19 protein-coding genes are annotated in these 22604 nt (G+C 67.4%); 7 read left to right on the top strand and 12 right to left on the bottom strand.

Annotation, left to right across the window (positions count from 1 at the left end):
- Positions 1-42: 42 nt before the first annotated feature.
- Together pepN and ACTHQX_RS16420 are read right to left on the bottom strand one after the other, a co-directional pair.
- Positions 43-2688, bottom strand: coding sequence for an aminopeptidase N (pepN, locus tag ACTHQX_RS16425; protein WP_440158500.1), 2646 nt, complete (start codon positions 2686-2688; stop codon positions 43-45).
- 39 nt (positions 2689-2727) lie between these two features.
- The gene (locus ACTHQX_RS16420) at positions 2728-3753 is read right to left on the bottom strand and encodes a YeiH family protein (protein WP_236809312.1); all 1026 of its coding nucleotides are present in this window, start codon (positions 3751-3753) and stop codon (positions 2728-2730) included.
- A gap of 156 nt (positions 3754-3909) precedes the next feature.
- On the opposite strand from ACTHQX_RS16420, the gene ACTHQX_RS16415 reads away from it, so the two are divergent.
- From ACTHQX_RS16415 to ACTHQX_RS16405, 3 genes are read left to right on the top strand one after another with little or no spacing between them, the layout of a single operon-like run.
- The gene (locus ACTHQX_RS16415; protein WP_236809314.1) at positions 3910-5505 is read left to right on the top strand and encodes a circularly permuted type 2 ATP-grasp protein; all 1596 of its coding nucleotides are present in this window, start codon (positions 3910-3912) and stop codon (positions 5503-5505) included.
- Complete coding sequence (locus ACTHQX_RS16410) at positions 5498-6424, top strand: alpha-E domain-containing protein (protein ID WP_111904779.1); 927 nt, start codon at positions 5498-5500, stop codon at positions 6422-6424. Before ACTHQX_RS16415 ends, ACTHQX_RS16410 begins: the two co-directional genes overlap by 8 nt.
- Positions 6421-7272: a transglutaminase family protein gene (locus ACTHQX_RS16405; protein ID WP_236803351.1), complete on the top strand. Its 852-nt coding sequence runs from the start codon at positions 6421-6423 to the stop codon at positions 7270-7272. Before ACTHQX_RS16410 ends, ACTHQX_RS16405 begins: the two co-directional genes overlap by 4 nt.
- 32 nt (positions 7273-7304) lie before the next feature.
- Here ACTHQX_RS16405 and ACTHQX_RS16400 read toward each other — a convergent pair whose 3' ends face one another.
- The 4 genes from ACTHQX_RS16400 to glgC all read right to left on the bottom strand — a co-directional run bounded on the left by ACTHQX_RS16400 (position 7305) and on the right by glgC (position 11328).
- Entirely contained in the window at positions 7305-7787 is a 483-nt protein-coding gene (locus tag ACTHQX_RS16400) for a pyridoxamine 5'-phosphate oxidase family protein (protein WP_236803352.1), read from the bottom strand.
- An 82-nt stretch (positions 7788-7869) separates the two neighbouring features.
- Entirely contained in the window at positions 7870-8361 is a 492-nt protein-coding gene (locus tag ACTHQX_RS16395; RefSeq protein WP_236803353.1) for a pyridoxamine 5'-phosphate oxidase family protein, read from the bottom strand.
- A 39-nt stretch (positions 8362-8400) separates the two neighbouring features.
- Entirely contained in the window at positions 8401-9852 is a 1452-nt protein-coding gene (locus tag ACTHQX_RS16390; protein WP_236803354.1) for an SDR family NAD(P)-dependent oxidoreductase, read from the bottom strand.
- A 63-nt stretch (positions 9853-9915) separates the two neighbouring features.
- Positions 9916-11328, bottom strand: coding sequence for a glucose-1-phosphate adenylyltransferase (gene glgC, locus ACTHQX_RS16385; RefSeq protein ID WP_236803355.1), 1413 nt, complete (start codon positions 11326-11328; stop codon positions 9916-9918).
- Between the two features lie 99 nt (positions 11329-11427).
- Here glgC and glgA point away from each other — a divergent pair, with 99 nt between their 5' ends.
- On the top strand, positions 11428-12624 hold the full coding sequence (gene glgA, locus ACTHQX_RS16380) for a glycogen synthase (protein ID WP_236803356.1): 1197 nt from the start codon (positions 11428-11430) through the stop codon (positions 12622-12624).
- Positions 12625-12746: 122 nt separating this feature from the next.
- Here glgA and ACTHQX_RS16375 read toward each other — a convergent pair whose 3' ends face one another.
- Positions 12747-14831 (bottom strand): acyl-CoA dehydrogenase family protein, encoded by a 2085-nt coding sequence (locus ACTHQX_RS16375; RefSeq protein ID WP_236803357.1) that lies wholly within the window; start codon positions 14829-14831, stop codon positions 12747-12749.
- 52 nt (positions 14832-14883) lie between these two features.
- Entirely contained in the window at positions 14884-15564 is a 681-nt protein-coding gene (locus tag ACTHQX_RS16370; protein WP_236803358.1) for a TetR/AcrR family transcriptional regulator, read from the bottom strand.
- A gap of 67 nt (positions 15565-15631) precedes the next feature.
- Between ACTHQX_RS16370 and ACTHQX_RS16365 the strand changes: the two genes are divergently transcribed.
- Genes ACTHQX_RS16365 through ACTHQX_RS16355 form a run of 3 tightly spaced genes read left to right on the top strand, consistent with a single transcriptional unit; the run spans position 15632 to position 19219 of the window.
- The gene (locus ACTHQX_RS16365; protein ID WP_236803359.1) at positions 15632-16984 is read left to right on the top strand and encodes an acetyl-CoA C-acetyltransferase; all 1353 of its coding nucleotides are present in this window, start codon (positions 15632-15634) and stop codon (positions 16982-16984) included.
- Positions 16977-18311: a 3-oxoacyl-ACP reductase gene (locus tag ACTHQX_RS16360; protein ID WP_236803360.1), complete on the top strand. Its 1335-nt coding sequence runs from the start codon at positions 16977-16979 to the stop codon at positions 18309-18311. The genes ACTHQX_RS16365 and ACTHQX_RS16360 overlap by 8 nt, the downstream gene beginning before the upstream one ends.
- Positions 18308-19219, top strand: coding sequence for a MaoC/PaaZ C-terminal domain-containing protein (locus tag ACTHQX_RS16355; protein WP_236803361.1), 912 nt, complete (start codon positions 18308-18310; stop codon positions 19217-19219). The genes ACTHQX_RS16360 and ACTHQX_RS16355 overlap by 4 nt, the downstream gene beginning before the upstream one ends.
- Before the next feature lie 37 nt (positions 19220-19256).
- Here the strand turns inward: ACTHQX_RS16355 and ACTHQX_RS16350 are convergent, their stop codons facing one another.
- The 4 genes from ACTHQX_RS16350 to ACTHQX_RS16335 are packed head-to-tail and all read right to left on the bottom strand — an operon-like array spanning position 19257 to position 22520.
- Complete coding sequence (locus ACTHQX_RS16350; protein ID WP_440158498.1) at positions 19257-20378, bottom strand: FUSC family protein; 1122 nt, start codon at positions 20376-20378, stop codon at positions 19257-19259.
- Between the two features lie 18 nt (positions 20379-20396).
- Positions 20397-21548, bottom strand: a complete 1152-nt coding sequence (locus ACTHQX_RS16345; protein WP_440158497.1) for a glutathione S-transferase family protein — start codon at positions 21546-21548, stop codon at positions 20397-20399.
- 9 nt (positions 21549-21557) lie between these two features.
- Positions 21558-22322 (bottom strand): M50 family metallopeptidase, encoded by a 765-nt coding sequence (locus ACTHQX_RS16340; protein ID WP_236803363.1) that lies wholly within the window; start codon positions 22320-22322, stop codon positions 21558-21560.
- Between the two features lie 39 nt (positions 22323-22361).
- Positions 22362-22520, bottom strand: coding sequence for a hypothetical protein (locus tag ACTHQX_RS16335; RefSeq protein WP_190243154.1), 159 nt, complete (start codon positions 22518-22520; stop codon positions 22362-22364).
- Positions 22521-22604 lie beyond the last annotated feature (84 nt).

The following is a 22604-nucleotide window of genomic DNA, read 5'->3' as shown; positions in this document are numbered from 1 at the left end:
CGACTGCTCCGTAGGCGCCCTTTTGAGGGGTGATAAGGGCACCTACGGAGCAGTCGATGAGGTTTTCACCGACAGTGCCTGGGCGGCCAGGGAGCGGTGCAGGTGGCTCCGCTGCTCGATGATGATCCGGCGCAGGGCACGCGGGGCGTCCGCGTGTTCTGCCAGCCAGCGGTCGGTGCGTGCCACCACCGCATGGTCCTCCGGGGTCCCGGCCGGGCCCATGTCCCGGACGGCCGGGTAGAGGCCGCGGACGATCCGGCTTGCGATTTCGATGCTCCGCTCCGCCCACACCGTTTCCAGGCACTCGAAGTAGGGCTCCACAAACGGGTCCAGGAGTTCTTCGGAAGCGGTGTTGAATCCGGCAATGGTAGCGCTCAGCAGCTGGTTGGAGAGCGCCGTCCCGCGGACCGCTGCTTCCCAGGCCGCGGCCTTCACGGCCGCCTCGGGCCGGGCCGCCAGCGCCGTGGCGTGGCCTGCCCGCCCGGAGGCCGTGGTGTCCCTGGCCAGCTCGGCGCCGAGCTCCTGCTCCGTGGCCAGGCTCCGGGCCGCCAGGGCGTGCCACAGGCTCCAGCGGAGCTCGGCGTCCACGGACAGTCCGGGCACCCGCTCGCTGCCGTCCAGCAGCCCGCGCAGGAGTCCGGACTGGCTGCCGTCCGCGCGGCTGACCGCGGCGAGTGTCCTGGCCCAGGCAAGCTGCTGGTCGGAGCCGGGCTCCGCCGCGCGCAGCTCCCGTGCCGCGCCCTCGGCAAAGGACTTCCGCAGTGCTTCACGGCCAGTGGCCGGAACGTACTGTTCAAGGGCCATGGTGGCGTTGCCCAGGATGTTCAGCAGGACGCCGATTCCGGACTCGGCGGCAGCGAAGCGGAGGACAGCGTCCACATACTGCGAAGCCGGTGTAATGCCGTCCCGGGCAGAATTCCACAGCGCGGACCAGCACAGGGCACGGGCCATGGGGTCGCTGATCCGGTCCAGGGAGGAACGGACGGTCACCTCGGAGGCCGGATCCAGCCGCACCTTGGCATAACTCAGGTCCTCATCGTTGACGAGGAGCAGGGCAGGCCGGGCCTTCCCGGACAGGGCCGTGACTTCCTCGGCCGCGCCGGCCAGATCAATCTCTACCGCATCAGTCCGGACCAGCATGCCGGCGTCGTCGAAGTTGTAGAGCCCGATGCGCAGCCGGTGCGGGCGCGGCTCCTGCCGGCCGGTCACGGGATCGGGCGCGTCCTGCCGGAGCGTGACACGCCCGAGGGCCGCAGTTCCGTCCGGCGCTTCGGCCGTCTCCAGCTCGGCGCTCAACGTGGAGATCCCCGAGGTCTGGAGCCACTGCCGGGCCCAGGTGGTGAGGTCCCGGCCGGAGGCGCTCTCCAGTGCGCCGAGCAGGTCAGCCAGCGTGGTGTTGCCGTACTCGTGCTCCCTGAAGTACTGCCGGGAGCCGGCAATGAAGGCGTCGAAGCCAACGTAGGCCACGAGCTGCTTCAGGACGGAGGCGCCCTTCGCGTAGGTGATGCCGTCGAAGTTCTGCTTGGCCGCCTCGAGATCGGGGATGTCGGCCACAATGGGGTGGGTGGTGGGCAGCTGGTCCTGGACGTACGCCCAGCCCTTGCGGTTGTTCGCGAAGTTGACCCAGGCCGTGTCCCAGTCCGTGGCGCGGTCCACGCCGAGGGTGCCCATGTAGTCCGCGAAGGATTCCTTCAGCCACAGGTCGTCCCACCACTGCATGGTCACGAGGTCACCGAACCACATGTGCGCCATCTCGTGCAGCAGGGTGTTGGCACGGCCCTGGTACTGCGAGTCGGCGGCCCGGGAAGTGAACACGTAGTTTTCCGTGAAGGTGACCAGCCCGGGATTTTCCATGGCCCCGAGGTTGTATTCCGGGACGAAGGCCTGGTCGTACTTGCCCCACGGATAGGGGTAATCAAAGAGCTGGTTGAAGAAGTCCAGGCCCTGCTTGGTGAGCCTGAACAGCTCGGCGGCGTCGAACGAGGGCGCCATGGAGGCCCGGCAGTAAAGTGCCAGCGGCACGTCCAGGCGGGTCCCGCCGTCGTCCGTCCTGCTCCAGTGGTCCTCGGCCCTAAAGTAGGGCCCGGCCAACACTGAGGTGATGTAGGTGGACATGGGCAGGGTGGGGGCGAAGTTCCAGCGGGCCGCGGCGTCGTCCTCCGTCAGGGGCAAGCGCACCGCCTCGGCACCGTTGGAGGCCACCTCCCAGCCGGCCGGGGCGGTGACGGAGAAGGTGAACCGGGCCTTGAGGTCGGGCTGTTCGAAGTTCGCGAAGACCCGGCGGGCATCGGCCGGCTCGTACTGGGTGTAGAGGTAGCACTGGCCGTCGGCGGGGTCGAAGAACCGGTGCATGCCCTCGCCCGAACTGCTGTAGAGGGCAGTTCCGGTGACCGTCACCCTGTTCTCGGCCTGCAGGTTGTCCAGCCGGATCCGCGCCCCGTCCACCACGTCCGGCACTGGCAGTTCCACGCCGTTCAGGACCACGCTGTGCACGTCCCCGGCGATGAAGTCCAGGAAGGTGGATGCGCCCGGCTTCGCTGCCGAGAAGGCGATGGTGCTGCGGCTGGTGTAGCCGGCCGTGTCCGGATCCGCTGCGCTGCGGACGTCGAGCGAGACGTCGTAGCTGTGGGTGGTGACCAGGGCGGACCGCTCTGCCGCTTCGTTGCGCTGGAGGTTCTGATTCGACACCACGCTATTGAATCACGCGGGCTACTGCACCACGGGCAGCTACTGCACCATGAGCAGCGCAGCGGCCAGCCCCAGGACGGCAATCAGCAGCCACGCCGCAAAGGCGGCCAGCACGGCGCGGGCACCGGTGTGCAGCAGGGTGCGGATCCGCACCGCTGATCCCAGGCCAAACAGGGCAGCACCCAGCAGCACGTCCTGCAGGCAGGCCGCTGCTTCCAGCCAGCCGCCGGAGAGCCAGCCGCTGGAGCGGAGCGCCACCATCACGATGAAGCCAACGACGAACAGTGGGACAAGCGGAGGCTTGCCCGCCGCGGGGCCGCCGGCCCGGGCGCCTGCCTCACGTCGGTGCCGGATCCGCTGCTCTGCCCCGGCCAAGGCCACCATCGGCGCCAGGAGGATCACACGGGTGAGTTTGACGACGACGGCGAGGGCCAGTGCCGCCGGACCCGCGGTTTGCGCCGTGGCCACCACCTGCCCGACGTCGTGGACTGAGGCGCCGGTCCACGCACCAAAGGCCCCGGCGCTCAGCTGCAGCGGATGGACCAGCAGCGGGAGCACGCCGATGGCCAGCGTCCCGCACAGCGTTACGAGCGCGACCGGGAGGACTGTGTCACGGTGGCTAATCCGCCGCACCGCCGCCATCGCGCCGATCGCCGAGGCGCCGCAGATGGAAAATCCGGTGGCGATCAGCAGGGCTGTGTCGGCCGGAAGCCGGAACAGCCGGGAAATCCCATAGGTGCCGGCAAAGCTGACCACCACGACCGCCGCGATGAGCAGGAGGGCCAGCCAGCCGAGGCCCAGCACGTCCGAGAGGCTCACCTTCAGCCCCAGGAGCACGATGCCGCCGCGCATCAGGTGCTTGCCGGCGAAGTCCAGCCCGGGCCGCGCCCGGCCGGCCGTCCACACCCCCGTGCAGGGCAGGTTGGCCGCCAGCAGGCCCAGGACCACGGCCAGGGTCATGGCCGGCAGCGCGGGCACGGCGGCGTGTATTGCGAAGGCGAAGGCCAGGGCGACGACGGCGGTCAGCAGGCCGGGCAGAATCCGGGTAAAGTTCTGATGCGTCATCCCGCGCAACTGCAGCAGCAGCGGTGGCGGAAGTCGGAAGTCTGGCACCTCCCAACCTTGCCGGACGCCGCCGCCAAAGACCAACCGGAAGCCCGCCAACACGCCAGGGCGGGACGGGAAATGAATTCGCAACAAAAAGGTGGTTGGCTAATGACCATGTCTGACCTATTCCAGGATTACTCCGAGGCTGCCGGCCGCACCGGCGCCTACGACGAGATGTTTGCCCCCGGGCAAAAGGCACGCCAGTCGTATGGCCAGGTTGCGGGCGCCTTGCGGGAGCTGTCCCTGGCAGACGTCAGCGCGCGGGCGGACTCGATGGCGAGGACGTTCCTGGACCGCGGTGTGACCTTCGACTTCGCGGGGGAGGAGCGCCCGTTTCCGCTGGACATCGTGCCGCGCGTCATCCCCGCCGACGAATGGGATGTGCTGGAAGGCGGTGTGGCCCAGCGGGTCCGGGCCCTCGAGGCGTTCCTGAACGACGTCTACGACAAAATGACCGTGGTGTCCGACGGCGTGATCCCGCGTCAGCTGATCACCACCAGCGCGCACTTCCACCGCGCCGTGCACGGCTTCGAACCGGCCGGCGGCGTGCGGGTGCACATCTCCGGCATCGACGTGGTCCGCGACGCCGCCGGAACGTTCCGGGTCCTGGAGGACAACGTCCGCGTGCCCTCCGGCGTGAGCTACGTGCTGGAGAACCGGAGGGCCATGGCAAAGGGCCTGCCGGAAGCCTTCGGCCAGCAGCTCATCCGCCCGGTGGAGGAATACCCGCGCCGGCTGCTTTCGGCGCTGCGCAAGACGGCGCCGTCGGGCGTGGACGACCCCACAGTGGTGGTGCTGACCCCCGGCGTCTTCAACAGCGCGTACTTCGAACACACCCTCCTGGCCGGCCTGATGGGCGTGGAACTCGTGGAGGGCCGCGACCTCATCTGCCGCGGCAACCGGGTGTACATGCGCACCACCGCCGGCGAACAGCGCGTGGACGTCATCTACAAGCGTATCGACGACGACTTCCTCGACCCCCTGCAGTTCCGCTCTGACTCCATGCTCGGCTGCCCCGGCCTGGTCAACGCCGCCCGTGCCGGCGGCGTCACGATCGCCAACGCGGTGGGCAACGGCGTGGCTGACGACAAACTCGTCTACAGCTACGTCCCGGACCTGATCCGCTACTACCTCGGCGAGGAACCGGTGATCGCCAACGTCGACACTTTCCGGCTCGAGGAGAAGGAAGCCCGCGAGCACGTCCTGGACCGCCTGGACGAACTCGTGGTCAAGCCGGTTGACGGCTCCGGCGGCAAAGGCCTGGTCATCGGCCCGGACGCGTCCAAAGAAGAGCTTGAGGCGCTGCGCAAGCGCGTCATCGCCGACCCGCGCGGCTGGATCGCGCAGCCGGTGCTGCAGCTGTCCACCGTGCCCACCCTCAGCGGCGACAAGTTCGGCCCACGGCACGTGGACCTCCGGCCGTTCGCGGTCAACGACGGCGACGACGTCTGGGTGCTGCCCGGCGGTCTGACCCGCGTGGCCCTCAAGGAAGGGTCGCTGATCGTGAATTCGAGCCAGGGCGGCGGGTCGAAGGACACCTGGGTCCTGGCTGGTTCCCCGCAGGTGCCGGTGGAACGGCTGCCGCAGCAGTCGATCACCGTCCGTGAGCGGGTCTCCGTCTGGCCGGTCGAGAGCAACTGGCGGGACCGGCAGTCGGAACAGCAGCAACAGCAGATTTCTGACGCGCAGGAGGTAACCGCAAATGCTTAGCCGAATTGCCGAGTCCCTGTTCTGGATCGGCCGCTACGTTGAACGGGCCGATGGCACGGCACGCATCCTCGACGTGCACCTGGAGCGCCTGAACCACCTGCCCACCGAAGAGCGGCGCAGCGTTGCCCGCGAGCTCCTCGGCGTCATGGGGGCGCGCCCCCAGAGCGAGGATTTTGGGCTGGAGGAACTGCTTCACGCCCTCGCCTACGACAAGCACAGCGCAACCTCGATTGCGGGGTCCCTCGGCGCCGCCCGTGAGAACGCCAGGCGCGCCCGCGAGACGGTCTCCTCCGGCCTCTGGGAAAGCCTGAACACCACCTACTACGGGCTGAACCAGCACCGCAAGGACGTGGTGGGCACGTACCGCTTCTGCCACTGGGTGCTCGAGCGCACCGCCATGGTCAGCGGCTTGGCCGACACCACCGTCAGCCACGACGACAGCTGGCTCTTCCTGGCGCTGGGCCGCTCCCTGGAGCGGGCCGACATGACCGCCCGGATGCTCTCCACCCGCGACGTCCTCTCCGCAGGCATGTCCTGGGTGAACATGCTCCGCTGTGCCGGCGCCTACGAATCCTTCCTGCGGACCCGCCGCGCGGCTTTCGGCGACCAGCACGCGGCCGAGTTCCTCCTGCTGGACCGACTGTTTCCGCGGTCCATCGTCTACGCCCTGAGTGACGCCGACGAGTGCCTGGCCAAGCTGGACCCCTCGGCCCAGCGCGTCGGCTTCATCAACGACGCCCGGCGGATTGTGGGCCAGGCCCGCACGTTCCTGGAGTTCCACCGCACGGATGACCTCATGTCCGAGCTTCCGGAGCACATGGAGCGCGTCCAGAAGGCAGTCGCGCAGGCGTCGGACGCCATTTCCCGTAAGTACTTCAATCAGGCGGATGAACTGGCCTGGGTGGGAGAAGTTTCATGACCCGGCTGAGCATCGTCCACAGGACAGGCTACAAGTACAAGCGACGCGTCACCTTGTCCTACAACGAGGCCCGCATGACCCCGCTGACGGACCCGCAGCAGGTGGTGCTGGAGTCCTCCATGAAGGTCACGCCGTCGCAGGCTGCTGTCAGCAGCTACCGCGACTACTGGGGTACCAGGGTCACCGCGTTCGACATGCAGATGCCGCACGAGCATCTGGAAGTCCTGGCCACCACCACCGTTGAGGTCCACCGCGCGGTGCGTGTGCCGTCGGAGGCCGACATCGTGGGCTGGGACGACCTCGCCTCCCCGGAGACGCTCAACCAGTTCAGCGACTGGGCCCCGCAGTCCCAGCTGACTGGACCGGGGGAGGAAGTCCTGGCCATCATCCCGGGCGTAGTCGAGGGCAAGAACCCGCATGAGGCAGCCCTTGCCATCTTCGCCTGGATGCGCGGCGAGATGACCTATATGAAAGGCACTACCGGCGTCACCACTAACGCCGAGGAAGCCTGGACCCAGCGCCAGGGGGTGTGCCAGGACCTGGCGCACCTCGCCATCGGCGCCCTGCGCAGCTGCGGTATCCCGGCCCGGTACGTCTCGGGTTACCTGCACCCGCGGTCGACGGCGGACATCGGCGAGACGGTGGCCGGCCAGTCCCACGCCTGGCTGGAATGGTGGGACGGCGAATGGCGCAGCTGGGACCCCACCAACCACAAGCCGGCGGGAAACTTCCACGTGACGGTGGCCCGCGGCCGTGACTACCGGGACGTGCCTCCGCTGAAGGGCATCCTGTCCGGCGGCGGCGGCTCGAAGCTGAGCGTGAGCGTGGAGATCACCCGCCTGGCCTAGGCGCACTGTCTGAGGTGCGCTCTACTCGAGAGTCACTCCGGTGAGGACTTCACCGCGCCGCTGAGCTGGGTCCACCAGGTGAGCGGCGCGGTGACCTTGAACCGCCTCCCGGTGATCGAGTCCGGCGTGATGCGGATGAAGTGGTCCTTCTGTCCCGCCTGCCACGGGAAGAGGAAGAGCGAGGCGGAATCGAGCACTTCCTCGATGCCGGTGACCGGTGCGGCCTTGCCCTTGACCACCACGCTCCAGGCCAGCCCCGAAACGGCGTCCACGCCGTCGGCCTCCAGCGCCACCGGGGCTTCGCCCAGCGCGCCGCCAAGCTTGGTTCCCGTGCCTGTCCGGAACACCAGCGTTCCGTGGTCCACCGTGTAGTTGAGCGGGAAAATGTCCGGGTGGTCGTCCACCCAGACGGCGAGGCGGCCCACCGAAACCTGCCTCAGCAGGTCCCAGCACTGCCGGGATTCGAGATGTTCCACGGACTCCGGAGGGGGGCCGGGCGACGCGTCAGCTGCCATGCACCAGAGCCTACGCCCGAGCCCCCTGTCCTGCCAGAGTCGGGGCAGCCTGCCGCCGCGGGCCGCCTTCCGGGGCGGCTGACTACTCGAACGACTCCCTGCGCTGGTCCTCGAGCCGGGTTGACCAGATGTGCGGAGCAGTAACCTTGAAGCGCCGCCCGGTCAGTACCTGCAGTGACAGGCGGACGTAATGGGATTTGACGCCGGGCTCCCATGGCTCCAGGCCCAGTGCGTCCGCCGCGGCCTGCTCGGTACTGCTGTCCACCAGGGCGGTGGTGCCGCGTGCCACGACACTCCAGGCCTCCTGGCTGTCCGCATCGTAGCCGTCGATCTCAAACGCAGCGGGCATCTCCTTGCTGGATTGCCAGAGCTTGGTGCCGCCCGCGGTGCGGAAGACGATGCTGCGGTGCTCGATGACGAAATTGACAGGAAATATTTCCGGGTGGCCGTCCACGATGAGGGCGAGCCTCCCCACCACCGAAGCAGCAAGCAGGTCCCAGCACTGGTCGAAGGTGAGCTTTCCGTCCTGTGATGCCCTGTCCTGCAGTGCGCTGTCGTCTGATGGCCTGTTCATGGACCCATGCTACGAAACGACGGCAGCAGTCGCGAGCATTTACCAGGGGCTGGACTTGTAGTCCTTCAGGAACACTCCGTACTGGTCTTCGCCCTTCTCGCCCATGACGATCGGATCGTAGACGCGGGCTGCGCCGTCCACCAGGTCCAGCGGCGCGTGGAAGCCTTCCTCCATTAGCCGGACCTTGGTGAAGTGGGGGCGTTCGTCGGTGATCCAGCCGGTATCGACGGCGGTCATGAGGATCCCGTCCGAGTCCAGCATCTCTTGGGCGCTGGTCCGGGTCATCATGTTCAGGGCCGCCTTCGCCATGTTGGTGTGCGGGTGGCCCGGTCCCTTGTAGGCCCGGGAGAACTGGCCCTCCATGGCGGACACGTTGACGATGTACTTGCGGTGCGCAGTGGACCGCTTCATGGCCTCCCGCAGCCGGCTGACCAGCAGGAAGGGCGCGGTGACGTTGCACAGCTGCACCTCGAGCATCTCCAGCGGGTCCACCTCGTCCACCACCTGCGTCCAGCTGTTGATGGTGGCGAGGTCCGGGACCAGGCCGCCGGCGTCGATGGCTGTTCCGGCGGCGATCCGCTCCAGTGACGCCGAACCGGTGGACAGGGCAAGGGACGTGACGGCGTCGCCTGCCAGGACCGGGTGTTCGGTGACGCTGGTGGCAATCGCGAGCGGGTGCTTGTCGTGTGCGTGGCCGAAGGTGACCAGTTCCGGGCCCCCGTTGGCTGCCTCCAGGGCTGCTGGGAGCGGCTCGTCCTCGGCGTCGACCAAAGGCTTGTAGGCATTGCCGGAGCGGCGCACCGTCTGGGCGGCGTTGTTGATAATTATGTCCAGCGGCCCGGCGGCATTGAGGTTGTCGGTGAGGGCCATGACCTGCGAGGGGTCGCGGAGGTCGATGCCCACGATCTTCAGCCGGTGCAGCCATTCACCGCTGTCCTCCATGGCCGCGAAGCGCCGCGCGGCATCCTTGGGGAACCGCGTGGTGATGGTGGTCTGCGCGCCGTCGCGCAGCAGCCGCAAGGCAATGTACATGCCGATCTTGGCGCGGCCGCCGGTCAGGAGGGCGCGCCGGCCGGTGAGATCGGTGCGGGCATCGCGCTTGGAATGGCTGAACGCCGCGCACTCGGGGCACAGCTGGTGGTAGAAGGCGTCCACCTGGGTGTAATGCTGCTTGCAGATGTAGCAGGGCCGGGACCTGATGAGGTGGCCTGCGACGTTCCCCGTGGCGGACGTGGCGAGTTTGTTGCCGCGCGTCTCGTCGTCGATCCGGTCCGGCGCAGCGGTGGCGGTCTGGGCCAACACGGCGCGGTCCGCTTCGGCGATCAGGTCTCGCTTGGTGACGCGGCGGTGCCGCTTGACGGCCTTGAACATTTTGCCGGTGGCGCGGCGCACCGAGACGTAGTCAGGGTGCTCCTCGTCATAGACGTGGATGGTGTTCAAAACCTTGAGGCAGGCCTGAATCTCTTCAGGCGTCAGATCGGCGGAGCTCATTGATCTGATTTTACAGCCTGTGGAGGGTCAGACCTGCCTCAAGGGCGTTGCTTGAACAGGGGATCAGGAACGGACGGCCTGCTGCGGGGAGTTAACACCAGCGGCGGCGGCCTGAACCTTGCCCACGTGTTCGACCGAGCTGCGGATCTCGGGCCAGTTCTCCGTTGCAGCCTTCACGGCGTCCGGAACCAGGTGCAGGTTCGCCGCGGACAGCGCACGCTCGGCGTCGTCGGGTTCCGGCACGATCTGGTGCTTGGAGAGGACCGTGATGCCAGAATCCGTCACCTTGAAGCCGCGGGCGCGGTCGAGGTCCGGGTCCAGGCCGATGGCCGCTCCCGCGGGGACCTTGACGTTCTTGTCGATGATGGCCCGGCGCACCACGGCGCCCTTGCCGATCTGAACCTTGTCCATGAGCACTGAGTCGATGACACGGCTGGCAGAGCCGATGTAGACGTCGTTGGACAGCACAGACCCTTCCACGATTCCGCCGGAGATGACCACGCCGCTGGCCACGATTGAATCAAGGGCCGTTCCCACGGTGTTGTTGTCACCGCGGACGAACTTGGCGGGCGGGGAAATGCTCTGGCGGGTGTAGATGGGCCACTCGGAGTTGTACAGATTGAACACCGGCAGCGGCGAGATCAGGTCCATGTGGGCGTCGTAGAAGGAGTCGATGGTCCCTACGTCACGCCAATAGGTCCGGTCCCGTTCTGTGGAGCCCGGAATGTCGTTGAGGGTGAAGTCGTAGACGCCGGCCTGACCCTGGTTGACGAAGTAGGGGATGATGTCCCCGCCCATGTCGTGCTTGGTGTCCAGCCGTTCGGCGTCGACGTGGAGGGCGTCCACCAGGGCGTCGGCGTCGAAGACGTAGTTGCCCATGGAGGCCAGGAACTGGGTGGGATCAGCGGCCAGCCCGGGCGTGGATGCGGGCTTCTCCACGAATGCGGCGATCTTCTGGGGATCTTCCGGATCGACTTCGATAACGCCGAACTGGTCGGCCATGTTGAGGGGCTGGCGGACGGCCGCCACGGTGGCCTTGGCGCCGCTCTTGACATGCTGTTCGACCATCTGGAAGAAGTCCATGCGGTAAACGTGGTCCGCGCCCACCACGACGACGATGTCGGGGTTGGCGTCGTGGATCAGGTTCAGGGACTGGTAGATCGCATTGGCGCTGCCGAGGAACCAGCTCTTGCCCACGCGCTGCTGGGCCGGAACGGACGCGACATAGTTGCCGAGCTGCGTGGACATTCGCCACGTCTCGGAGATGTGGCGGTCAAGGCTGTGCGACTTGTACTGCGTCAGGACCACGATCTGGAGGTACCGGGAGTTGACGAGGTTGGACAGCGCGAAATCGATGAGCCGGTAACTGCCGGCAAACGGCACAGCAGGTTTGGCCCTATCTGCCGTCAGCGGCATGAGTCGGTTTCCCTCGCCCCCGGCGAGGACTATGGCCAGGACTTTCTTAGTTGACGGCATGGTCGCTCCTGTACGCCTTCGTATCTCCCCAAAAAATCCGGTTTGTCCGGACTTTCTTCACACTAGAACAGTTCAACCGTAACGACTACCTTGGGTAACGTGCGAATAGACATTGTGACTAAAGAGTTTCCGCCGGAAATCTATGGGGGCGCGGGCGTCCACGTGGCCGAGCTGAGCCGGGTCCTGGCCCAGCATGTCGACCTTCAGGTGCGCGCTTTTGGCGCGCCCCGGGATGCCGACTACCATGGCGCCGCCGTGACGTCCTACTCGGTGCCCGAGGATCTGGGTGCGGCGAACGCCGCCGTGCAGACACTCGGCGTGGACCTGCGAATTGTTCCGGACGTTGCCGGCGCGGACCTGGTGCACTCGCACACGTGGTACGCCAACATGGCCGGCCACCTGGCGTCGCTGCTGCACGGCATCCCGCATGTGCTCAGCGCTCACAGCCTGGAACCGCTGCGGCCCTGGAAGGCTGAGCAGTTGGGCGGCGGTTACGCGCTGTCCTCGTGGGTGGAGAAGACCGCCTATGAGGCGGCTGCCGCAATCATCGCCGTGTCCGAGGGCATGCGCCAGGACATCCTGCGCAGCTACCCGGAGGTTGACCCGGAGAAGGTCAAGGTGGTGCACAACGGCATCGACGTCAGCCTGTGGAACCGTGACGAAAACGATGACGTCATCCGAACCCTGGGCATCGACCCCGCCCGCCCCAGCGTGGTGTTCGTTGGGCGCAACACCCGGCAGAAGGGTGTCCCGTACCTGTTGCGGGCCGCCGCGAAGCTCCCCGCGGACGTCCAGCTGGTCCTCTGCCTCGGCGCGGCGGATACGCCGGAACTCGCAGCGGAGACCGCCCGCCTGATCGAGGAGCTGCAGAGCCAGCGCAGCGGCGTGGTGCTGATCGAGCGCATGCTTCCCCGCAATGAGCTGATCCAGGTGCTGAGCCACGCCACCGCTTTCGCCTGCCCCTCCATCTACGAACCGCTCGGCATCGTGAACCTGGAAGCGATGGCCTGCGGTGCTGCCGTGGTGGCCAGTGCAACCGGCGGCATCCCCGAGGTGGTCAACCACGGCGAGACCGGCCTGCTGGTGGAGCTCGAGCAGGTGACCGACGGTACGGGCACGCCGCTGGATCCGGAGAAGTTCGTCACTGAATTCGCCGCGGCCCTGACCGAGGTTGTGTCCGACCCGTCGCGTGCACGCGAAATGGGCCGGGCCGGCCGCAAGCGCGCCGAGGAGCACTTCTCCTGGGAGTCCATCACCCAGACCACGCTGGACGTCTACCGGTCAGTCCTCAGCTAGCCTCACGCAAAGGCAAACAACGACGGCGACGGTCTCCGGAAAGGGGAGCGTCGCCGTCGGGCATTGGACTTATTGGCGGTTTGGGCCCACGACCGCAGGGTCCCCTGGCCGAGCTTGCGAGGTTAGGGAGCGGTTGGGGAGCGCAGCGACTTCTCCGGCACGGGGGCTGTTCCGCTGGCACGCTGGACGCGGTAGTAATCCCGTGCCTCGTCCTGGCGGACCTTTTCGGCGCCGGTGGCGATGGCGGCGCGGAGGTGCGCCGGGCCGTAGCCGAAGGCATCCACAAGGTCCAGCGCATGCGGGCGCAGCTTGACCAGGAGCCGGTTTATGTAACCGCCTACCGTCCGTGCGCGCTGCATCGAGAGCCTGCCGTTCATCAGGTACCAGGAGAGGTTGTCCTCGATGAGGGATAGCCCAAAAAGATCCCGTAGCCAGGTCAGCACAGTCCTGGTTCCGGGATCCGTGACTTTGTCCAGCGCCTCGGTGAAGGCTTCCCACTGCAGGAGTTCGGCGTGTGCCCGGGCGGCGTCGATGAGCTCGTCCTGGTGCTGGTTGAACACCGCTGACGCCTCGCGCTGCGGAAGCCGGTTGGCCCCCCTGAGGGCAGCGGCCGCTTCGGCAACCATCGTCTGGACGCGGTCGGTGAGCAGGGCACGTTGGCTTTCCTCGTCGCGGAGGGCAATGGCGGCCTTCTGGACGGAGCCGGTGTCAGCCACAAACTGTGCCACCTGGCGCAGGCCCGTGCGGTGGACGGCGGTACCGGCTGCTTGGTTCACCACATAGCGTGCCAGCACGCCGAAGGTGGCGCTGCGGAATTCCTTGGCATAGTCGGCCAGCAGCCGCTTGGCCACGAGCTGCAGCAGGACGGTGTTGTCGCCTTCGAACGTGACGTAAACGTCCAGGTCAGCGCGGAGCGAGGCGAAGCGGTTCTCGATCAGGAACCCGGCTCCGCCGCAGGCTTCCCGGCATTCCTGCAGCGTATCCAGTGCGTGCCAGGTGCTTAGCGGCTTCAGCGCCGCAGCGAGGGTTTCCAAGTCCTGGCGGTCCTCGTCGGAATCATGGGCGCCGGAAAAGACGTCGTCCAGCTTTTCGAGCAGCTGATCATGAGCGAAGCCCGCGGCGTACGTGGTGGCCAGCCGGGTGAAGAGCCGGCGCTGGTGCCGCTGGTAGTCCAGCAGCACCTCTTCCTCGACGGGGGATGAGGCGTTGAACTGCCGCCGTTCGGTTGCGTAGGTGATGGCGGTCTTCAGGGCGAGCTTGGACGCGGCGACGGCGGCACCGTCCAGGCTCACGCGGCCCTGCACCAGCGTGCCGAGCATGGTGAAGAACCGGCGTCCGGGGCTCGCGATGGGCGAGCTGTAGTTGCCTTCGGCATCCACATCGCCGTAGCGGTTGAGCAGGTTGGTGCGGGGCACACGGACATGGTTGAAGTGCAGCCGGCCGTTGTCGATGCCGTTGAGCCCGCCCTTGACGCCGTCGTCCTCGCCGCCGATCCCCGGCAGGAACGCCTTGCTGACGGGGTCGCGCAGGTCCACGTAGAACGCGTGCACGCCGTGGTTGACCCCGCGTGTCACGAGCTGGGCGAACACCACGGCACCGAGCCCGTCGACGGCCGCGTTGCCGATGTAGTCCTTCCAGGCGGCACGGAACGGGGTGTGGATCACGAACTCCTGCGCGTCCGGATCGTAGGTTGCCGTGGTGGCGATGCTGGCGACGTCCGAACCGTGTCCGGTCTCGGTCATGGCGAAGCAGCCCGGGATGTCCAGGTTCATGATGCCGGGCAGCCACTTCCGGTGGTGCTCCGCCGTGCCCAAATGCATCACGGCCGAGCCGAACAGGCCCCACTGCACACCGGCTTTGATCTGCAGGGACGGGTCAGCGGTGACCAGTTCCTCGAATCCGGCGATGTTGCCGCCGTGGTCGTCGGATCCGCCGAAGCTAGCAGGGAAGGCGCGGTGCACGGCGCCGCAGTCCACCAGGTGCTTCAGCTGGCCGAAGGTGCGCTGACGGTGCTCCGTGTGCGTAAGCCCTTCCGCCTTGTGCAGCTCCTCGCGGGCCGCCAGCTCACGCGCCTGCCGGCGGACGTCGGCCCACCGGCCCAGCAACAGCTCACCCAGGGCAGCGACGTCGACGGCGGGCGATGGGCCTGCCATCCCGGCTGCTGCTGCATGGGTGGTGCCCGCCGGGCGGTCCGCTACTTCAGTCATGTCGATCCCTTCGTTGGTACTGGTCCCTCGTTGCTTCTGGCAGGTTTCGGTGCTACTGAATGTCCCTGAGTTCCGGCGCGATGCCGACACACAGCCAGTCGGTGATCTGCCGCGCCATGGTTTCCTGGTCCGGCTTGGCGGGGGAGTCCGGGCTGGCCAGCCACTGCTCGCCGGCGTTGCGGACCAAGCCGATAGCGGCGTTGGGCCAGTAGCCGATCACGGACTCCCTGCCTTCGCCGAGATGAGTGCGCATGGGCGTGGCAATCATGTCTGCAATGGCCTCAAAGAAGTGGCCCAGGGCACCGGCCGTCGTAATGGTGGTGGGACCGCCGTCGGACTCCGCAGCGGAGTATCGCGTCACAAAGATGTAGACGTTGGGGCTGGTTTCAGCCATCTGGAGGTAGGCCGAGACCATGGCGAACAAGCCCTCGCGGGGTGTCTGCGCGCTTTGCGCCGCCTCCCTGATGCGCTGCTGCATCTGTCCCAGCACCACTTCGCCCACCGCCTGCTGCAGCCCGGCCTTGTCTCCGAAGTACCGGTAGAACACGGACTTCGACGTGCCGGCCGCCGCGGCAATGTCCTCCATGGAGGCGTCGCTGCCGAGCATGTGCACCGCCCGCCGGGCAGCCTTGATGAGTTCCCGCCGGCGTTCTTCGCGGTGCCCCTGCCAGCGCGAGGCGCGGCCGTCCACAGGTTCTGAGGAGGAGTCCGGAGCCGCGGGCGGAGAAGTCATGTTCACGATACCCAGCGTATCAGGTACGCTGGGTATCGATAATCAGCCGGATCAAAGGAGATAGCACATGCCCGTGGATGGACAGCCTCAAACCGTGCGGAAGGCCGTGGTGGTCGGCGGCAACAGGATCCCGTTCGCCCGGACGGGCGGTGCGTACACCAAGTCATCCAACCAGGACATGCTCACCGCAGCCCTGGACGGCCTGATCGCCCGCTTCGGCCTGCAGGAGGAGCGCATCGGCGAGGTGGCCGCGGGCGCCGTCCTCAAGCATTCCCGGGACTTCAACCTGACGCGTGAAGCAGTCCTCGGCTCGGCGCTGTCACCGGAAACTCCCGCCTACGATCTCCAGCAGGCCTGCGCCACCGGCCTGGAAACAGTATTGGGCCTGGCCAACAAGATCAGGCTCGGCCAGCTGGACTCGGCCATCGCGGGCGGCGTGGACTCCGCCTCCGATGCCCCCATTGCCGTCAGCGAAGGCCTGCGCGAGGTGCTGCTGGACCTCAGCCGCGCCAAGACACTCCCGCAGCGGCTTCAGATCCTGGCCCGGCTCCGCCCCAAGGACCTCGCCCCGGACGCGCCGAATACCGGCGAGCCCAGGACCGGACTGTCGATGGGTGAGCACCAGGCCCTGACCACGGCCCAGTGGAACATCTCCCGTGAGGCGCAGGACGAGCTCGCCCTCAATAGCCACCGGAACCTCGCGGCCGCCTACGATGCCGGGTTCTTCGATGATCTCCTCACGCCCTACCGCGGTCTCACCCGGGACTCCAACCTCAGGCCGGACACGAGCCCCGAGAAGCTGGCGTCGCTGAAGCCCGTATTCGGCCGGAACCTGGGCTCCGAAGCCACCATGACGGCCGGCAACTCCACGCCGCTGACGGACGGCGCCTCCACGGTGCTGCTCGCTTCGGAGGACTGGGCGGACGCGCACGACCTGCCCAAGCTCGCCACCGTCCTGGACGGCGAGGCAGCCGCCGTCGATTTCGTCCACGGCAAGGACGGGCTGCTCATGGCGCCGGTGTTCGCAGTCCCGCGCCTGCTGGCACGCAACGGCCTCACCCTGGATGACATCGACTTCTTCGAGATCCACGAAGCCTTTGCCGGGACGGTGCTGAGCACCCTCGCCGCCTGGGAGGACGACAAGTTCGGCCGCGAGCGCCTCGGGCTCGATGGTGCCTTCGGCAAGGTTGACCGCTCCAGGCTGAACGTCAACGGCTCGTCGCTGGCCGCCGGGCACCCGTTTGCTGCCACCGGCGGCCGCATCGTGGCCACGCTGGCTAAAATTCTGCATGAAAAGGGCACTTCCGGCGGGCGCCCCGCACTGGGGCTCGTGTCCGTCTGTGCCGCCGGCGGCCAGGGCGTCGTCGCGCTGCTTGAGGCGTACACGGAAGGCAACACCCTGGGGGACATCCATGACTGACACCTACGCAAAGCTGGTCAGCCACGGCCTCGGAAGGGACCTGGCCCGGAAGCTCGGCTTGCCGCAGCCGACTGAGCTTCGGCGCTACCAGCCGGGCCAGCCGCTGATCGACGGACCAGTCCTGGTGGGCGGCTCCGGACCAGGCGCAGACGGGATCGCGGCGGCGCTGCTTTCTTGGGGCCTCGACGTCCGCCGCCACACTGTTCCCAAGGAAAAGCTTGGCGGAATCGTGCTGGTCCTTGATGACGTCGAAGCGCCTGCCGACCTGGAGCAGCCGGTCCTGGCGGCAGCGCCGTCACTTCGTGATCTTGCCCCCGGCGGACGCGTGGTGACTGTCTCGCGCGTCCCCGGCGGAACGCCGGCCATCGCCGCCGCCAGGCAAGGCGTGGACGGGCTGCTGCGTTCCCTGGCCAAGGAACTGCGCGCGGGCGCCACCGGCAACGGCATCCTCCTGGAAGAAGACATCAGTCCCACCGCCCCGTCAGCCCTGGGCGCCCTGCGCTTCTTCCTGTCCGGCCGGTCAGCGTTCGTGGACGGCCAGTTCGTCCGCGTCAGTTCCGCGGAGGGCAGGGTGCCCGACGACGCCGACGCACCGCTTGCGGGAAAGGTCGCCGTGGTGACCGGCGCGGCCCGGGGGATCGGGGCCGCCATCGCCCGGACACTGCACCGCGACGGCGCCACCGTGGTGGCGGTGGACGTTCCCGCGGCCGGGGACCACCTGGCGGAGGTCGCTAACAGCATCCGCGGGACCGCGCTGCAGCTGGACATCACCCGCGACGATGCCGGGCAACGAATCATTGACCATGCCGTGCAGCGCCACGGCCGGCTCGACGTCGTGGTCCACAATGCCGGCATCACCCGGGACAAGCTGCTGGTCAACATGGACCAGCCCCGCTGGGGTTCGGTCATCAATGTGAACATCGCCGCCCAGCTGCGCATCAACGACGCGCTCCTGGCCTCCGAGCACTTCCGTTCCGCGCCGCGCATCGTTTCGGTTGCCTCCACGAGCGGCATTGCCGGCAACCGCGGACAGACCAACTATGCGGCATCCAAGGGCGGGGTGATGGGCATGGTCAGGGCCACCGCGCCGCTGCTTGCGGAATACGGAGGTTCGATCAATGCCGTGGCGCCTGGCTTCATCGAAACAGAGATGACCGCCCGGATTCCCTTCGCCACCCGGGAGATTGCCCGGCGGCTGAATTCCCTGCAGCAGGGCGGGCGGCCGGAGGACGTCGCCGAGGCTATTTCCTTCCTCGCCGGCGATTCCGCAGGAGGCGTTTCCGGACAGGTACTGAGGGTGTGCGGACAAAACCTGGTGGGGGCATGACCGGCGCCCAGCCCCGCATCCTGGGAGAAATGCCGTCCCTCTCCAAGCTGTATGTGAACGCGGCGGCCACGGCGGCGCGCCGCCGGATCCTGGGCTCACATGCCGCCGTCGTGCTGCCCGCCGTGAGCCACGAAGTCCGGGACGTCCGTCCCGACGTCGAAAACCTCACGGCGTACCAGCACCTGCTGGGTGAGACTGCCAGTGACGTGCTGCCGGCAGGGTTCATCCATGCCCTGGCGTTCCCCGTGGCCATGAGCGTCATGAACCGCGAGGACTTCCCGCTGCCACTGCTGGGGATGATCCATCTGCGGAACGTGATTGAGTACCGCAGGCCGGTCAGGTTCACGGAACCGCTGGACATTGTGGCCAGGGCGGAAAGGCTTCGCGCACACCGCGCCGGAACACAGCTGGACATCGTGGCGGAGGTACGCGCTTCCGGTGGCGGCGACATCTGCTGGAGCGGAGTGTCCACCTACCTGGCCAAGGGCGTGTTCCTGCCCGGCATCGACAAGGCCTCGGCGGCAGTCGCGCCAAAGGATTTTTCGGCTCCGGACCCTACGGCCCTCTGGCAGCTCGGCGTGGACACCGGCCGTGCCTACGCTGCCGTGTCCGGGGACTTCAACCCGATCCACCTGAGTGTGCTTTCCGCCAAGGCACTGGGCCTGCGCCGGTCCATCGCCCACGGCATGTACCTGGCGTCGCGGGCGCTGGCGGACGTGGGCGCGGCCAAAGGCGACGCGTTCCGCTGGGAGGTGGCGTTCGAGGCCCCGGTTTTCCTTCCCGCACGGGTGGCGCTGGACATTTCGACGGCGGAGGCCGGGGACGGCGGCTGGCTGCGGTCCGGCTACGTGGCCTGGAGTCCGCGGTCCGGCCGCAAGCACTTCAGCGGGTCGGTGGCGGCGCTCTAGCACGGGAATGCCTCAGCCCGCGCGGGTGCAGCCGGGGCTACGTGCCGTTGGGGTTGGCGACCCGAAGGATGCGGTGCAGGCTAAGCAGGATTGATCCTGCCGCGCTCGGGGTGCCGGCCCCGTTGCCTTCGGCGGCGGTGCGGTCTTCGAGCGAGGCGACCGCCGCATGGGCTGCCTGGAACAGCTCCACCTGTCGTTCGGCGTCGTCCTCCTCTGCCGAACGGAGCACCTCACCCACGGCAGTAAGGGCCTCCGCAAGCGGTTCGCTGTAGGGCAGGGGGATAGTGAAGGGCATGTCCTCGCTCCAGATGACGTCGGCAAGCACCTCGGTCATGTCCTGGATGTGGAAGGTGATCTGCTCAAGGTCGCGGACGCTCTGGTAGTCCTTGTCCACGTCGCGCGGATGGAAGCGGCGCCGCGGATTGGCCTCCCGGCTGGCGTCCGCCTTCTGCACCGCTGCCCGTACGGAGCGGGCTGACTGCGCCAGGTCCTCGGACCGGCGCGACCAGTCCTCATGTTCCGGAGGCCATTGTTCGTGCATGGCCGTCCCCATATCGTGCAGCTGGCGTGCGAGCGACAACCGGAGCTCCGCGAGGCTCAGGGCGGCGGCGTTGAAATGCAGCGGTGGAAAGACCAGCAGGTTGACGGCGACGCCGACCACCACGCCCACGCCCATCTGCAGCAGGTAGCCGTAGGAGAAGTCGTCCGGGTTCTGCCTGCCCACCAGCAGCACCAGCAGGGCCGCCGTCGGAATCCAGTCCCGGCCCGCGCCCAGGCGCGGAAGCCCCGCGAGCAGCACGCCGAATGCCATGACCACTGCCACGCTGAGTGGCGTGGCGCCGAAACTGAGCAGGAGAAATGCCAGGGCGATGCCCGCACCCAGTCCCACCAGGGTCTGGAGACCCTGACGCATCGAACCGGACACGTTCTCGTACATCACCACCAGGGCGCCGAGCGGGGCGTAATACGCGTAGTGGGCGGCGGCCCCGGGCATGAAGGGTGCCACCCAGAACGCGATACCCGCCGCAAGACCCGCCTTGGCGGCAAGTTGAAGGCGCGGCGCGGCGAGGGCGCGGGCAACCCTGGTGGACACTGACCGCCAGACCCTGCGCGGCAGGGGATCACGGGCAGCTGCCTGGTGCTGTTTCGAGGTGCTCATCGGGCCCCGCGCGCGGCGCTATCCGGCTCCGTGGCCGGCGGCCACTTCCTCGCCCGCCTTCACCGGGCCGGGAGGTGTGCCGTCGCCGAAGGGGCTCCCGCCCAGGGACTCCCTGCCATGGGGGGTCAGCCAGCCGGACAGCTCCGGGCCCGCGGGAACGATCTGCGTGGGGTTAATGTCCTCGTGCACTATGTAGTAGTGCTGCTTGATCTGCACGAAGTCGATGGTGTCCCCGAAGCCGGGCGTTTGGAACAGGTCCCGGGCGTAACCCCACAGCGCCGGCATTTCGCTGAGCTTGTTCCGGTTGCACTTGAAGTGGCCGTGGTACACGGCATCGAAGCGCGCGAGGGTGGTGAAGAGCCGGACGTCCGCCTCGGTAATGGACTCGCCCACCAGGTATCTCTGGCCGCTGAGCCGTTCCTCGAGCCAGTCCATCACGTTCCACAGACGGGTGTAGGCGGCATCATAAGCCTCCTGGGACCCAGCGAAGCCACACCTGTAAACACCGTTGTTGACCTCGGTGAAAACCCGCTTGTTAACACTGTCGATTTCCCCGCGCAGGTGTTCCGGGTACAGCTGCGGCGCGCCCGTCCGGTGGAACGCGGTCCATTCCGTGGAGAAGTCCAGCGTGATCTGGGGGTAGTTGTTGGTCACCACCGCGCCGCTGGCGATGTCCACCACAGCAGGAACTGTGATGCCGCGGGGGTAGTCCGGGAAGCGCCGGAAGTATGCCTGCTGCAGCCGCTCGATGCCCAGCACGGGGTCCTTGCCACCGGCGTCCAGGTCAAAGGTCCAGGACCGGGAATCGTGGGTGGGGCCGGGCTGGCCGAGGCTGATGACGTCCTCGAGCCCCAGGAGCCTGCGGACGATGACGGTGCGGTTGGCCCACGGGCATGCCCGCGCGGCAATCAGCCGGTAGCGCCCCGGTTCCACGGGCCAGCCTGGTTCACCGTTTTGGCCGGGTGTGCCGTCCCGGGTGATGCGGTCCTCGATGTAGTTGGTGTCCCGGTTGAACTCGCCGCCGGTGACGTACGCGCCCTTGGTGCTGTGTGGTTCTTTGCTGTGTGGTTCTTTGCTGCGGGGCTCGGCGCTGTGAAATTCGGTGCGTTGGGGTTCCCCCGCGTGGCGTCCCCCGCCGTGTGCTTCGACTGTGCTGGTCTTCTCACTCATGGTTCCAGACTATGTTGCCGCTCCAAAGACCCGCGACATCGGCTGCCAGGCAACCAGCCAGCAGGCCGCCACCACCAGGGAGAAGAGGACGATCCAGACGCCGGAGGGCACTGCGGTGGCGCGGTAGAGGATGTAGGCGTCGGAGGACCGCAGCTGGTCGCGGCGGCGGAGGTGGACATTCGTCAGCTTGAGCAGGTCCCGGACGGCAGCAACGAGAAGTGCGACGCCAAGAATGATAGCCACGTGGCCGGTGAACGCGGCGGGCACATTGATGATCATGGCCGCCACCGCCACCACCGCCCCAAGGAGGATGAGCACGCCGGCGGCGTTGCGGATGAAGAGCAGTGACGCCAGCAGGATCAGCAGTCCGGCAGACATGGCGGCCGGGCCCCAACCACTGAAGCCCGCCCACACCAGGGCGGCGCCGGTCACTCCGGGAACTGGATAGCCCCAGAATCCTGACCACACGGCGGCGGCGCGCCCGCGGGTATAGGACGTGGTGGTCCCGCCGTGATTCAGCTGCAGCCGGATGCCGCCCAGCCGCTGGCCGCTGGTCAGTGCGGCAAAGGCGTGCCCCAGTTCATGGGTCACCGTGGCGAGCAGGCCGAAATATCGCCATGTGGCATTGGGAACGGACAGCGCCGCCGCGATGAGCACGACCGCCAGGAGCTCGGTGACGGAGACCGCTGGAATAGCGGTCTGGGTGAATCCGGCAGCCACCCGGTCCCACCATTGTTCGGGCAGGGATGGGCCGGGGAGTTGCACATAAACCATAGGAATCAAGGCTACAGGGGAATGCCTTTCGGGTCCGGGTCACAGCCCGGGCAGGGTTGGCGGATCCTCCATCAGCGATGAGGCGTCGTCAGGGACCACCAAATGCAGCATGCTTTCCACGGGGGCTTCGCCCATCGCGATCAGGAGCTCATTGATCGACATCTGCCCGGCAAGCTCCCCGGGATGTTCCTCTTCCATACATAGAACATATGTGCGAAGACCGTGGCAGCGGGGAAGGACACGCGGCAACACCTGATCCTGGGCGGTACCGGTCCCTTGCAG

This window comes from Arthrobacter sp. SAFR-023, assembly GCF_051965295.1.
In the GTDB taxonomy this organism is placed as follows: Bacteria; Actinomycetota; Actinomycetes; order Actinomycetales; family Micrococcaceae; genus Arthrobacter.
The sequence above is the reverse complement of the archived record's forward strand: the minus strand, read 5'-3'. Positions and strand labels throughout refer to the sequence as shown.